Source organism: Celeribacter sp. ULVN23_4 (assembly GCF_054788345.1).
Window position 1 is genome coordinate 26,243 of record NZ_JBTVYO010000003.1, and the last position, 12,062, is coordinate 38,304.

14 protein-coding genes and 1 tRNA gene are annotated in these 12,062 nt (G+C 56.6%); 3 read left to right on the forward strand and 12 right to left on the reverse strand.

Features of this window, described 5'->3' with window-relative positions; translation table 11 throughout:
• Positions 1-2: 2 nt before the first annotated feature.
• Complete coding sequence (locus ACYBHZ_RS08875) at positions 3-1,307, reverse strand: restriction endonuclease subunit S (protein WP_460273915.1); 1,305 nt, start codon at positions 1,305-1,307, stop codon at positions 3-5.
• Positions 1,304-2,854, reverse strand: coding sequence for a type I restriction-modification system subunit M (locus tag ACYBHZ_RS08880; RefSeq protein ID WP_460273916.1), 1,551 nt, complete (start codon positions 2,852-2,854; stop codon positions 1,304-1,306). The genes ACYBHZ_RS08875 and ACYBHZ_RS08880 overlap by 4 nt, the downstream gene beginning before the upstream one ends.
• Before the next feature lie 726 nt (positions 2,855-3,580).
• Between ACYBHZ_RS08880 and ACYBHZ_RS08885 the strand changes: the two genes are divergently transcribed.
• Both ACYBHZ_RS08885 and ACYBHZ_RS08890 read left to right on the forward strand, forming a co-directional pair.
• Positions 3,581-3,880 carry a helix-turn-helix domain-containing protein gene (locus ACYBHZ_RS08885; protein WP_460273917.1) on the forward strand — a complete coding sequence of 100 codons (300 nt, stop codon included), beginning with the start codon at positions 3,581-3,583 and terminating at the stop codon, positions 3,878-3,880.
• On the forward strand, positions 3,877-5,115 hold the full coding sequence (locus tag ACYBHZ_RS08890) for a type II toxin-antitoxin system HipA family toxin (RefSeq protein ID WP_460273918.1): 1,239 nt from the start codon (positions 3,877-3,879) through the stop codon (positions 5,113-5,115). Before ACYBHZ_RS08885 ends, ACYBHZ_RS08890 begins: the two co-directional genes overlap by 4 nt.
• A gap of 31 nt (positions 5,116-5,146) precedes the next feature.
• On the opposite strand, the gene ACYBHZ_RS08895 is transcribed toward ACYBHZ_RS08890, so the two are convergent.
• Positions 5,147-6,013: a recombinase family protein gene (locus ACYBHZ_RS08895; RefSeq protein WP_460273919.1), complete on the reverse strand. Its 867-nt coding sequence runs from the start codon at positions 6,011-6,013 to the stop codon at positions 5,147-5,149.
• 291 nt (positions 6,014-6,304) lie between these two features.
• On the opposite strand from ACYBHZ_RS08895, the gene ACYBHZ_RS08900 reads away from it, so the two are divergent.
• Positions 6,305-6,703 carry a helix-turn-helix domain-containing protein gene (locus tag ACYBHZ_RS08900; RefSeq protein ID WP_460273920.1) on the forward strand — a complete coding sequence of 133 codons (399 nt, stop codon included), beginning with the start codon at positions 6,305-6,307 and terminating at the stop codon, positions 6,701-6,703.
• Between the two features lie 676 nt (positions 6,704-7,379).
• On the opposite strand, the gene ACYBHZ_RS08905 is transcribed toward ACYBHZ_RS08900, so the two are convergent.
• The 9 genes from ACYBHZ_RS08905 to ACYBHZ_RS08945 form a co-directional block, all read right to left on the reverse strand.
• A tRNA-Phe gene (locus ACYBHZ_RS08905) sits at positions 7,380-7,454 on the reverse strand.
• A 93-nt stretch (positions 7,455-7,547) separates the two neighbouring features.
• Positions 7,548-7,766, reverse strand: coding sequence for a DNA gyrase inhibitor YacG (locus tag ACYBHZ_RS08910; RefSeq protein ID WP_460273921.1), 219 nt, complete (start codon positions 7,764-7,766; stop codon positions 7,548-7,550).
• Positions 7,763-8,803, reverse strand: coding sequence for a ribonuclease E/G (locus tag ACYBHZ_RS08915; RefSeq protein ID WP_460273922.1), 1,041 nt, complete (start codon positions 8,801-8,803; stop codon positions 7,763-7,765). The genes ACYBHZ_RS08910 and ACYBHZ_RS08915 overlap by 4 nt, the downstream gene beginning before the upstream one ends.
• A complete protein-coding gene (locus tag ACYBHZ_RS08920; protein ID WP_460273923.1) occupies positions 8,800-9,378 on the reverse strand; it encodes a Maf family protein in 579 nt (192 codons plus the stop codon). The genes ACYBHZ_RS08915 and ACYBHZ_RS08920 overlap by 4 nt, the downstream gene beginning before the upstream one ends.
• An 18-nt stretch (positions 9,379-9,396) precedes the next feature.
• Positions 9,397-9,615, reverse strand: a complete 219-nt coding sequence (gene infA, locus ACYBHZ_RS08925) for a translation initiation factor IF-1 (RefSeq protein WP_009573923.1) — start codon at positions 9,613-9,615, stop codon at positions 9,397-9,399.
• 82 nt (positions 9,616-9,697) lie between these two features.
• Positions 9,698-10,567 (reverse strand): nitrilase-related carbon-nitrogen hydrolase, encoded by an 870-nt coding sequence (locus tag ACYBHZ_RS08930; protein WP_460273924.1) that lies wholly within the window; start codon positions 10,565-10,567, stop codon positions 9,698-9,700.
• Positions 10,564-11,151, reverse strand: a complete 588-nt coding sequence (locus ACYBHZ_RS08935; RefSeq protein ID WP_460273925.1) for a GNAT family N-acetyltransferase — start codon at positions 11,149-11,151, stop codon at positions 10,564-10,566. Before ACYBHZ_RS08935 ends, ACYBHZ_RS08930 begins: the two co-directional genes overlap by 4 nt.
• Before the next feature lie 6 nt (positions 11,152-11,157).
• A complete protein-coding gene (locus ACYBHZ_RS08940) occupies positions 11,158-11,571 on the reverse strand; it encodes a ketosteroid isomerase-related protein (protein ID WP_460273926.1) in 414 nt (137 codons plus the stop codon).
• 31 nt (positions 11,572-11,602) lie between these two features.
• Positions 11,603-12,058, reverse strand: a complete 456-nt coding sequence (locus ACYBHZ_RS08945) for an arsenate-mycothiol transferase ArsC (protein WP_460273927.1) — start codon at positions 12,056-12,058, stop codon at positions 11,603-11,605.
• Positions 12,059-12,062: the final 4 nt, after the last annotated feature.

Below are 12,062 nucleotides of genomic sequence, written 5' to 3' on the forward strand. Positions count from 1 at the left end.
TCTTAAACAAACATCTTTTGCAGGAGGCCTTTCTTGAAGGTCTCCATTTGGGAAATTTCGGCATTCACCGAGTCGATCTTAGCGTCGAGCGCGGAGAGGGCTGCGGCGATTTTGGTTTGTTCGTCGGGGTGGGGAACGAGCAAATCAAGCTTCTCTAAGTTTCCCTTCGAGACACCTAAAACAGAGATGCCCTGTGCGATCCGCATGATCTGTGTTCTCAGCGCTGCACTTCTCAACATGTATCCAGCGAACCCTGAAACGAATACGCCGTCTTTCGGACGAGCAATGTAGGTGTGAAGGCCCGCGATCAGGCTTGCCTCATCCACCTCAAGAACCTCGATAGTCTTGCCAATATCAGCGTAATCTTCTGACGCATCGGCGATGACGATGTCGCCTTTTTTCAAATATTGCACTTCTTTGATCTCTCGCAGGGGCGCGGACACGGAGATATAAGGCACTGCTTCTTTCGATTGCCGAAAGAGAGCTCGGAATTTTGTATGGATATCGCCGTAGTGAATATTCTGTATTCCACTCTCATCATCAAAGGTGAGATGTTCACGAGAAAGGCTGTTTGTGCCTATCCAGTCAAACACATCCCCCAATTTCCGCTCCTCCCAATCCGGAAAAGCAGAGCCGTCGGGGCGGGTGAAGCGCAGCGCGCCGGAGAACAGCCGCTGCATCACCCCGCGCTTATACGCCACAAGCCCGTCCCGCTTCTCCGTCAGGAGTGTGATCTTTTTCGACACCGCATCGAGAAAGGAGGCGATCTTTTGTTGTTCAGGTTTGACTGGGGCGAAAATTGGCAACGAAAGAACAGCTTCTTTCGAAAGGTTCTTCATTGAACCGCTGGTTCCTGTCGCTCGATCAGTGAAGCCACTCCGAATTTTCGGATGAGATAGAACATAGCCAATCCAAGCAGGGTCTCCGCCCTCAGAAATCTTTGCGGCCCAGAGCCGATCAGGCAGATAAACATTTGGCGCGTCTTCAGTAACGAAAGCGTTCGCTCCAACAAGCTGCGGCGTATTCATTCGGCTAATAATTATAGTTCCTGCCTTCACAGGTTCTTTCAAACGGAAGATTTCAGAGGGTTCATTGACGACTTTGTTTTCTGAAAGGTCAAACGTTCCCAGTGTCACGCAGCTCGTTTTCAAAACCGATTTTTCGTCTTTAAACGCAGGTCTGTCACCCGAGTTAACGCTTACACCTGCATCGAGAGAGGAAATGAAAAAACCAATTTGTTTCTCCTCCCAAGCCTCCACAAATTCCGGAAACCGCAGTTCCGGCACCAAAGCCTTTCCTCCGCTCATACCGGTGTCTCCAGCCCAAGCTCGGCACAAAACGCCCGGATGGTCGCATCCACCGCGCCCATCTCGCCCTCGATCCGCTGCAACTCCGCCGTGACCGCCGCAAGGTCCACCTCCGGCTCCGGCTCGAACGTGTCGACGTAGCGCGGAATGTTCAAATTGTGATCGTTCTCCGCGATCTCCGTGCGCGTGGCTTTGTGCGAGAACCGCTCTTCTTCGGTCCGCGCGCGGTAGGCGGTGACGATGCGGTCCACGTCCTCGTCGCGCAGGTTGTTCTGGTTCTTGCCCTTCTCAAAACAGGTTGAGGCGTCGATGAACAGCACGTCATCGGCCTCACGGCATTTCTTGAATACCAAAATGCAGGTCGGAATGGAGGTGCCGTAGAAGATGTTGGCTGGAAGACCGATGATCGCATCGAGCCAATTCTTGCTCTCGACAATGAACTGCCGGATCGCGCCCTCCGCGCCGCCACGGAACAGCACACCATGCGGAAGCACCACGGCCATGGTGCCGTCCTCATCGAGGTGATGCAGCATGTGTTGAACGAAAGCGAAGTCGGCCTTGGAACTCGGCGCGAGTTTCCCGAATTCTGAGAAGCGATCATCCGAATCGAACAGCTTGTTCGCGGACCATTTCGCTGAGAACGGTGGGTTGGCGACGATGGCTTCGAACTTTTGTCCGTCGTGCTGCGGATGTTCGAGCGTGTCGTCCTGTTTGATGTCGAAGTTCCGATAGTGGACCCCGTGCAGGATCATGTTCATCCGCGCGAGGTTGTAAGTCGTGCGGTTCATCTCCTGGCCGAAGAAGTCGCCGACATGCGAGACCTCGCGAGAGACGCGCAACAGAAGAGAGCCGGACCCGCAGGTCGGATCATAGACAGACCGCAGACGATCCTTGCCGGTGGTCACAATGCGCGCGAGAATGGTCGAGACCTGCTGCGGCGTGTAGAATTCGCCGGCCTTCTTGCCCGCACCAGAGGCGAACTGGCCGATCAGATATTCATAGGCATCGCCGAGCACATCGGAGTTGGAATTCGAAATCTCGAAATCGATGCTGTCGAGGTGCCCGAGCACCTTGCCAATGAGCGTATTGCGCGCCTCGACGGTGCGGCCGAGTTTCGTGGAGGTGAGGTCGAGGTCTTCGAACAGGTTGTCGAAATCGTCCTCGGACTCGGTGCCCATGGTCGATTTCTGGATGTTGTTCAGAATCTGTGTGAGGTCTTCGAGAATGAACTGACCAGGCTGCGCGCCTTTCGTGGCGATCGCGGAGAAAAGTTCGGACGGTTTGAGGAAGTAGCCCAGAGCTTCGAGACAGGCGTCTTCGACGGCAGCGAGAATTTCGGCGTCTTTGGTGTCGTCCAGCGCAGCGAACTTGAGCCCGTCGTGCTTGAGTGCGTCGTCGGCGTAGAGGTTCAGGCGCTCGGAAAGGTATTTGTAGAAGATGAAGCCGAGGATGTAGTCGCGAAACTCATCCGCATCCATCCGGCCCCGTAATTCGTTCGCAATACTCCAGAGTTTGCGCTCCAGAGATTTCTTTTGTTCTTCCGTCATGTCTTCCAAATGCCTGTTTTGAGCGCCGTAATGCGCCTTTGGTGATTTGCTTGAAATCTATCTTCGCCGCCAAGGTATCGGTCAGTGGCGTCTCGATGCAACAGATCATCTGCGGATCGTGCGTAAAGGTGGAGAGGCGCGCCGGAGAATGGATCAAAGAATGATCGCCAGTCGCTCCTACCTGCTCCACCCTTTCGATTTCGTCTTCTCGACTTTCTTAGAGCCTTTACGTTGCTCGTGGAGGTGAGGACAGTTGCTCGACAGTGAGCGAAATGCGGTTTTCGAATTCGAAACCAGCCTGGTGAACTCATTCGGGCCAAGTAAACCATATCCTTCCTAGGCCAGAGGTTTCGTTCCTATTGTGTGGATTTCGATTGGGGGTGGTGCAGAGACCAGCGGGAAAAAGCCTGAAAAGGGCTGATTTTGTCAACTTTTGACAACCTTCGTCCAGTCCGAGCCAATAAAACAAGGTGTTTTACTGTGTTCACAGGTTGCCTTGGTTGTCGATCTTTTCTTCGAAAGGTTTACGTTTCGAGCGGTAAAGTTTCCATTTTTGCCCCAAAGGTTTACATCACCACCCCTCATGGCAACCTTTGGCAACCCATTGTCAACTTTTGCACGGATATCTCAGGTCTTTTTAAAGGGTAATATTTTAGTCTTTGTTTGATTTTATCGAATTAAAAGATAATATGTTATCTCTTGACGGGGGTTAAGATGATTCCAATTTTGGCGACGGCCATCGATACTCAAACGGCAGTGCGTGACGCCATGCGTCAGCGGCGGGTGGCGATGGGTATGACGCAGGCGGTGCTCTCTGAGAGGTCTGGGGTGTCACTGGGAACGCTGAAGCGATTTGAGCGCACCGGAGAGATATCCTTCGCCAGCCTGCTCGCGCTCGCAGAGGCACTCGACGCTCTGGAAGGGTTTCTCGGCTTGTTTCCAGAACCAGAGATCGCAACACTCGATGATTTGGAGCAACGCGAACAGCCGCGCAAACGCGCCAGCTCAAAAGGTAAAAAGTCATGACGACACGTCTCAATGTTGCGCTGGACTTCGGTGATGCGAGAGACGAGGTCGTGGTCGCGCAGCTGGGCTGGGATGCCGCGCGCCGCGAAGCTGTCGCGGAATGGGATCCAGATCTGTCACGATCAGGCCTACAGTTAAGCCCGCTGCTTGTGAAAGCCTACTCCGGCCTCCTGCGTTCCAAGGCACGCGCTTTCGGTGAGTTGCCAGGTCTTTTCGGTGATAGTCTGCCGGACGGATGGGGGCGTCTCCTGATCGATCGCACGCTGACATCCCGAGGTCTGTCGCGCACAGAGATCACCGATTTGGATCGTCTCGCGATGGTCGGCACGCATGGCATGGGTGCACTGTGTTATCGACCGGAAGATGACTACCCCATCGAGGATGACCTGGACCTCGATTGGTTCGATGGATTGGTGCCGGAGATCGGTAATGATGTCGCCTCCAAGGACCTGGAGCGTCTGCGCGGGATCGCAGGTGGGTCACAGGGGGCGAGGCCGAAGTTCGTCGCCATCCTCGATGGCAAGAATGCACGCCTGCATGACCACCGGAAGCCTCTTGAAGTAGGATGGCGGCATGTTCTTGCGAAGAGACGCGCACAGAGCGACTCAGAGGGTGCCGTGGAGGCTGAAGCGGCTTATTCCGACCTCGCGCGCGCTGCAGGTGTCGAGATGACTCCTGTGGCTGTTCTGCGCGCCTCTGGAGGTGAGCCGTATTTCATCACGGATAGGTTCGACCGGCAGGGAAATGAGCGGCTGCACATGCAGACCGTTGCGGCCCTGTTGGATGTCGATTTCAGAACGGCGCAGCTGGATTACATCGAGCTTCTGAAGGTCGTGCGGCTGATGACGCGTGACTACCGAGAGGTCGAGCAGATGTTTCGCCGGATGGTCTTCAATGCGCGTGTCATGAACCGCGATGATCACCTTAAAAACCATGCCTTCCTAATGGATATGTCTGGTGAATGGCGTCTTGCACCGGCCTATGATGTGAGTTTCAGCCTCGGACCGGGTGGTGAGCACACGCTCCTAATCTCTGGTGAAGGGCGGCGACCGGGAAGGGAACATTTCTTGAATGCTGCAAAAAAGGCGGGGATCAAAGATAAGCGTGCCACTGAGATCGTCGAGGAGATTGATGGCGTCGTGCGCGACTGGTCAGGCTACGCGGATGCCCGCGACGTGCCCTCTGTGCTGCGAAAGCAGATCGCCGAGGAGATCAAGATCGCACTGACATGGTGATGCATGCCAGACGTGCGATTGGGTGTCCTGCTCAGAAGATGCCGAAATTTGGGTTCTTCTCCAACTCTGCTTGATCCGGTTCTACTTCTTCAAGTTCCGGACGAGCTTCATCAGATGGCAATGCCGGTTCAGCCGGGAGAGGCTGCTTCACGGCTTCTTCAGCATCCAGTTCGGCTTCAAGAGCATTGCGCTCGCGAATATGCTCCTCAGCTTTCTTTCGTGTCTTCTTAACGGCATCTCGCGTCCAGGGACGGTTCCAGCCGGTCAGAATGCCTTCTCTATTCAGTAGATCCGCCAACGCTCTGTTGCTTAGGTCTTGGTAAGCTGCGTCTCTTTCCAAAACGGCCGCCACAGCTTCAACGACGTCTTGGGCGCGGAGTTTCCGAGATTTCAGCGCTGCGACACGAGATTTATCCAATCCTTTCGGCGAGCCGAGCGATTTCTTCTGGCTGTCTTTCAAATCTTGAAGTGCGTGCTGGGTTCCTGCTGCAATATTCTTGGCAGCTTCAGCTCCTCTGAGGATCGCAGATGTCAGGCCCGGCTTTCCGAGGTAGCGATTGTTCCTGATAGAAAAGACGCCGACCGGAAGATTTTCCAGAAATTCTTGCGCGGCATCGATGTTCCGAAACAGGCGTGTCGGCTCATAGACAACCATGATGGCGTTCTCTCTGAGGGCTTGCCTGTGAGCTTCAGACAGGCCGGAGCGTTTCTCGTAGCTATGTGCATCTACAGCAGAAGCGATGTCCTGATGGATGCTGAGAAGTTGCATGCCTTTCTTCCTGCACCAGTTCCGGATTGCCTCGGCTTGACGCTCCAAACCTTCGCCTTCTTCCCCCTGTTTCTCAGTGGAGACGCGGATGTAGCCGATAGCCTTTGTTTCTTTGAGTGTAATCGTCATATCTGATGTGTTTGTGGGGTGGGTCATTTGTATACGGTCTTACCAGAAATATTGAATTCGGGCAAATAGAAACAGCCCCATATTGGCCCAATTCCAATATTGTCTAAACGCGCACTAAAGGGTGGAGGGTAGAGGCGCTGAAACATCTCGGGCACAGAATGCATCCCCATCATACTGAGTGATTTCTTCTAGGACTTCGGTCGTTTCGGATGATCGAACACGACATCCCACCCGCTTCGTCAGGTGCGCACTGGTATCAAGGTGACACAGTGACCATGACCAGGAGTAGAGATGGCTGAACCTCATGCAAGCACACCCGCAGCAAAATTTTTGACGGACCGGATCAACACGCTTCGTCGGCGCAAAACTCAAAAGCAAATCGCGCATGAAGCGGGCTTTCCGAACCCAAACATGCTGAGCTACCTGAAGGCGGGCACCAACAAAATCCCGATCGACCGTGTTCCCGCGTTGGCAAAGGCGCTTGAAGTGGATCCGGCATACCTGATGAGGCTGGCGCTCGAACAATCGGTCGGCGCGACCGCGGCCAAGGCGATCATCGATGTCTGCGGCACGCCGGTCACGGAACGCGAGAAGCAGTGGATCGACGAAATTCGAGATGCATCCGATGACACTGATCCGCGCATCACTGCACGATCGAGAACAGCACTGAGAGGAATTTTTGGGAAATGACGACATCATATTTTACTCTACCAACGTCCCCGACTGGTGAATGGGAGCAGCTTTCAGAGAACGAAAAGGCTTGGATCGAATTCATCCGCGTGATTTCTGCCGGACGTGATCCATTTCCTACGCCTGAGCGCATTCGAAAACTTCAGGATCTGCTTGACGCGGGATGAGGCGTCGGTCGAGAAATTGAGCCTTTCCTGAACGGATTGTCTCAATCATCATAGGGTGACGGAAAGGCGGTCATGCTGATGTCGTGAAGGTGCTGCTCGTATTTCTCAAGATCGGCGGTTCTCCAGCGCGTGCAGTTGGGTCCAATCTTCAGAGGTTTGGGAAAGTGCGGGACGGTCTTGCACCAGCGCCAGATTGACGCTTTGCTTGTATTGTAGCGTTCCGCGACTTCATCGACGTTCAAGAATTGGTGGGATTGTGGTTCTGCCGTAAGCAAGCTGATTATCCTTTTCGGGAATTTCATGGTGCTTAGTTATACAGCGAAGGCAGCAGATCGTCGCATGGGAACGCCGAAAAATTTTCTGAAGCCGCGTTTTATGAGGGGCGGGTAAATTACGACCGCCTGCGCTATGGACGCGAAAATGTAGCCTAGGTGTAGCCTAGGAGCATTGTGATCGAATGCACTTCAAAGTGCGCTCGACAAAATGTTCAATGTCTTGAGGTGTTTAAATGGTGCCCGGGGGCGGAATCGAACCACCGACACGAGGATTTTCAATCCACTGCTCTACCCCTGAGCTACCCGGGCACCGGGAACGACTTTGTCGTTGAACGTCTCTGTCGTTCGGGTAGCGGGTTTCTAGTCGGCGGCTTCGGGAGTGTCCAGAGGAAAATCACCTCTTCAGTGAGGTTTTTTCAAAGCCTCGCCAAACTGGTCCCGCAGCTGTTCTTCGAGCGCCTCTTCCAGAGCCGCAGCGATCTCTTCGGGGTCTTCTTCACGCATGGAAGGAACGGCGTAGGAGCCGTTCATCCATTTCGCCAGATCAATATCGGCACAACGTTTCGAGCAGAAGGGGCGGTAGGCTTTGACGCTCTCACCGCCGCAAATGGGGCAGCTCATGCGACCAGCTCCGAGATCGGCACGCGGGTGCGTTTCTTCTGGATTTCGAAATTGCCGAGCGGCGTCCAGCCGGCGAGCACCGTATCGTTGCCTTCGGATTTGAAGGCGGCCTTGAGGCTCTGTTCGAACTGGCGACGATCTTTCTTGGCCATCGGGGCGAGTTCGACGGTGATCTGACCGGCAAGGCCACGCAGGCGCAGCTGGCGGGGCAGGTCACGGGCGACCGCGATATTGGCTTTGAGGCCCGCCGCCGGAGAGAAGTCGCCGCCGGTGTTCACATCCACGGTCACCATGGCGCGTGTCGGCTCGATGAAGGCATAGCCCGCGCCCTTGAGTGGCACTCGAATGTCGAGGGCCGCGTCGATGAGCTCATGGACACCGTGATTGTCAAAGGCGTCTTCGCTGTCGTCGAACACATCCGCTTCGGGCCAGTCGCGCCAGGCGGCTTCCCAGGCGTCTGCGCCTGCGACGAGCAATTCGGGATCGCCCGCCTCGTCGGCAAGAACAGCCTCGGCCAATTCGCGCATGGCGGCGATGTCTTCGGCGATGGCCTCGGAGGACGCGCCTTCACAGACAGAGCGCAGGATCAGACCCATGCTCTCGTCGGCACCGTCCATGCCCTCTTCGGCAAGGTCGTGGAGCCGGATGAGTTCCTCATCCTCGGCAATCTGCCGCGAAATGTTCAGGCCGGGCGCATCGGGGGTCACGATGGCGTATTTCGACTTGAACAGAAGGCGCGTGGTGACGGGGACCGCTTTGCCCTCTTCGGCGATATGGCTGACTTGCACCAGCATCGGCGCGCCGGGTTTGAGACCCTTGTTGCCGCGCAGGTACGCCTTGTCACCATCCGGCAGGTCGAGCAGCGCGCCGCCCATACCTTTGAGGCTCCGACCGCCCTTGGCGCGGAAGATCGAGCCGGGGGCAGGGGGCGCGTCTTCGCCCGCGTCGATCAAAAGGTCTTCGAGACGGCCATCGACAATCCACGCAGCGGCGCGTTTGCCCTGAACCTCGCCCAGTGCAATCACAGAGCCCTTCATGTGCGATCTCCATAAACAGGATAGCCCGCGGCCATCAACAAATTGGCGGTCTCCGCCACGGGAAGCCCCATGACGGCGGAATAGCTGCCTTGAATCCACGGGATAAACGCGCCGGCGGGGCCTTGGATGCCGTAGCCGCCCGCCTTGCCGCGCCAGTCACCGGAGGCAAGATAGCTGTTCACCTCAATGTCCGAGAGCCGCTTCATCTTCACCGTGGTCACCACATCGGCTTCCCACACGCGATCGCCATGGGCGATGGCCACGGCGGTGATCACCTTGTGGCGACGTCCCGACATGGCGAGAAGAAACTCGGCGCATTCCTTTTCATCGACAGGCTTGCCCATGATGCGGCGGCCCAAAGCGACGGTGGTATCGGCGCAGAGCACAAGCTCATCACCCGCGCGCGGCACAGTCAGCACCTTTTCACGGGCGATCCGCGCGCAATAGGGGCGGGGTAATTCGCCCTTATGCGGATCTTCATCGATGTCGGGGGACCGAATCTCGTCGGGCACAAGTCCGAGTTGCGCCAGAAGCTCTTTCCGGCGCGGGCTGCCTGAACCGAGGATCAGTTTCATAAAGATGCTTTCGCCTTATTAGCGGAAGCGATAATTGATCCGACCTTTGGTCAGATCGTAAGGGGTCATTTCGACCTGCACTTTGTCGCCAGCCAGAACACGAATACGGTTTTTCCGCATTTTGCCTGCCGTGTGCGCGATGATCGTATGGCCGTTTTCCAGCTCGACCAGGAATGTCGCGTTCGGCAGGAGTTCCTTAACGACACCGGGGAATTCGAGCATTTCTTCCTTGGCCATGGTCACTCCGTAATTGATTTCTCCCGCCAGTCTGCGGGCGCGCTAGTAAATGCGCCTTTACCGCCCCGTTTTCAAGCTGGTTTTAACGGAAAATGCGGGTCTGAGGCGGGTTTTGCGGCGTTTCACTCTCTGGCCAATGGGAGAAAACGCTCACCTCCGTGCCTTTGCGCGCCTCAGCGAGCGACTCGCCCAAGCTGTTCAGGACGGCAAAGCCCGCCGCATTTCGCGGTCCGCGCGCGAGAATGCCATCTTCCGGAGCGCTCCCGTCAGGCGGACAGAACACACGCGCCTGACCGACATTCACGTCAATCACCTCGCATTGCGGCACCTCTCCGACAAGCGGGGCCATGGCGACAATCATCTGGCCTTCGAGCGCCCGCGCGCGGCAGCCGATCTCAACCCGGCTCGCGCCCTGTTCCGTGTCAGTGCAGGAGGGGACCAAAAGGATTTCGGCCCCAGCCTCGGCAAAGCGGCGCGAGATCAGGGGGAATTCGCTGTCGTAGCAGATCACAGCCGCGACCTTGCCAAAACGGGTTTCAAGGATCGGCATTGCGTCCCCGCCTGCCATGTCGAGTGCGCGCTCGTAAGGGGTCGGCATTTGTTTTTCCAGCCAGGCTTCGCCTTCCGGGCCGCAAAACAGCGCGCGGTTGACGATGGTATCGCCCTTGCGGGCAAAACCTGACCCGCCGAGAAGCGTTGCACCTGTGTCGCGAACCAGTGCGCGAATGCCTTCGCAATAGGCCTCGAAATGATCCGCGCCCCGGTTCATCCAACCCGCCGCATCAAGGGACACATCGCCGTAAAACGCCGCCTCAAGCGCCGCATATTCCGGGAAGACCACCAATGTATCGCGATCCGCCGCAAGCTCCGACAGCGCGTCGCGATAGCGCGCGAGCCATACGTCCGGGGTGTCATGCCAAATCGGCTGCCATGTCGCGGCGATCAGTCTCACAACTGTTTCCCCCAAAATTGCAGGTGCTTGTCCGCGCTTTGCGCCTCGTCCACATCTTTCCACTCAAACGTGGCAATCACGCCCTCCATCGGGGTGTAGCCGCGTTTGCGCCAGAACAGGTCATGGCTGCGCGCGCCTTTCGGGCGCAGCGGATGGTCTTCGGGCCGGATGACGGAGCAAAAGGCCGAATAGCTGAGGCCAAGGCTCCGGGCATGGGCCTCGCGCGCGTCGAAAAACGCATGTCCCGCGCCAAAACCACGATACTCGGGCAAAAGCACGGATTCGGCACAGTAGAAGACGCTCTCCAGCGGCAGATCGACACTCGCGAAGGCGGAGGCGAAATCTTCGGCATGTTCGGCCAATGGCGATCCGGTGGCTGCACCGACGATCCGCTCGCCATCGAAAGCCGCGACCAGAACGGCGCGGTCATTGCCGATGTAGCTCGCCATATAGTCGCGCTCATAGTCGAGAGAACCGTCATAGAGATAAGGCCATTCGCGAAAAACGGTGATGCGCAACCGCGCCAGATCGTCCAGCGCGGCCTCGACCTCAGGGCCTTTCAGGGTTCGAAACGTCAGGCTCATGTTGGCTCACGAAACCTGCGCGACCCAATCCTCGGCATTATAATAGACCGAGATGCGGGCGATCTTACTGTCGCGAATGTCGAAGAACGCGCCCGCCGGAAGGTTGTAGCGCTGGCCTTTCGCCTCCGGGTAGCCCTCTGCGGTTTTCAGGTATTTGCCCAGCACCCGGAACTCGGCGGCGGCGTGGCTGCCCGCGTCATTGGCGAAGAGCACCATATCGGTGAGGGTCTCTTCATAGGCCGTGTCCATGCTGATCATGAAAGCGGCAAAGGCCTCTTTGCCATGTTCCACCGGGCCTTGGTTGATCCGGTGTTCGACATCGTCCGTCAGGCAATCGAGCATCGCCTTGTGGTCATGCTCCGCAAAAGCTTCGTAATAACGGGTCAGAAGGGCCAACGTTTCTGCACGGGATTGGGTCATGAGAATGTCCTGAAAGGCTTGAAGGAGAGCGTTACGAATGAGCTGGGCCGAACCGTGCCTGCATCCGAGTGATGATCTGATCGCGCGCCTGACGATAGGCGTCGAGCTTCGCGTCCCGCGTTTCGCCGATGCCCGTCGGGTCCATGATCGGCCAATATTCCACGTCGAGGTGGTAATAGCGCGTGAGATCAAGTGCGCGGCGTTGCGAAGCGGGGGAGAGCGCGATGATCAGGTCATAGGAGGAAATGTCATCGCCCCAGTCTTTCAGATCGTCGAAGGACCGCGACTGATGGCGATGCAACTCGATGCCCAGCTCGTCACAGACCGCAACAGCGAACCCGTCGACCTCAAGATCGGAATGCACGCCCGCAGATTGGACATAGACCTTGCTGCCGTAGAATTTCTTCATCAGCCCTTCGGCCATCGGCGAGCGCACCGCGTTGTGGTCACAGCAGAACAGGATCGAATGGGGAAGATCTGCCGTCACGTCC

What these genes read in the sequence shown, in the direction of transcription:
- ACYBHZ_RS08920 (WP_460273923.1), bottom strand. Translation starts at nt 9,378, where the DNA reads ATGAAACTGATCCTCGGTTCAGGCAGCCCGCGCCGGAAAGAGCTTCTG.
- ACYBHZ_RS08940 (WP_460273926.1), bottom strand. Translation starts at nt 11,571, where the DNA reads ATGACCCAATCCCGTGCAGAAACGTTGGCCCTTCTGACCCGTTATTAC.
- ACYBHZ_RS08880 (WP_460273916.1), bottom strand. Translation starts at nt 2,854, where the DNA reads ATGACGGAAGAACAAAAGAAATCTCTGGAGCGCAAACTCTGGAGTATT.
- ACYBHZ_RS08895 (WP_460273919.1), bottom strand. Translation starts at nt 6,013, where the DNA reads ATGACGATTACACTCAAAGAAACAAAGGCTATCGGCTACATCCGCGTC.
- ACYBHZ_RS08915 (WP_460273922.1), bottom strand. Translation starts at nt 8,803, where the DNA reads ATGAAGGGCTCTGTGATTGCACTGGGCGAGGTTCAGGGCAAACGCGCC.
- ACYBHZ_RS08900 (WP_460273920.1), top strand. Translation starts at nt 6,305, where the DNA reads ATGGCTGAACCTCATGCAAGCACACCCGCAGCAAAATTTTTGACGGAC.
- ACYBHZ_RS08935 (WP_460273925.1), bottom strand. Translation starts at nt 11,151, where the DNA reads ATGAGCCTGACGTTTCGAACCCTGAAAGGCCCTGAGGTCGAGGCCGCG.
- infA (WP_009573923.1), bottom strand. Translation starts at nt 9,615, where the DNA reads ATGGCCAAGGAAGAAATGCTCGAATTCCCCGGTGTCGTTAAGGAACTC.
- ACYBHZ_RS08875 (WP_460273915.1), bottom strand. Translation starts at nt 1,307, where the DNA reads ATGAGCGGAGGAAAGGCTTTGGTGCCGGAACTGCGGTTTCCGGAATTT.
- ACYBHZ_RS08890 (WP_460273918.1), top strand. Translation starts at nt 3,877, where the DNA reads ATGACGACACGTCTCAATGTTGCGCTGGACTTCGGTGATGCGAGAGAC.
- ACYBHZ_RS08910 (WP_460273921.1), bottom strand. Translation starts at nt 7,766, where the DNA reads ATGAGCTGCCCCATTTGCGGCGGTGAGAGCGTCAAAGCCTACCGCCCC.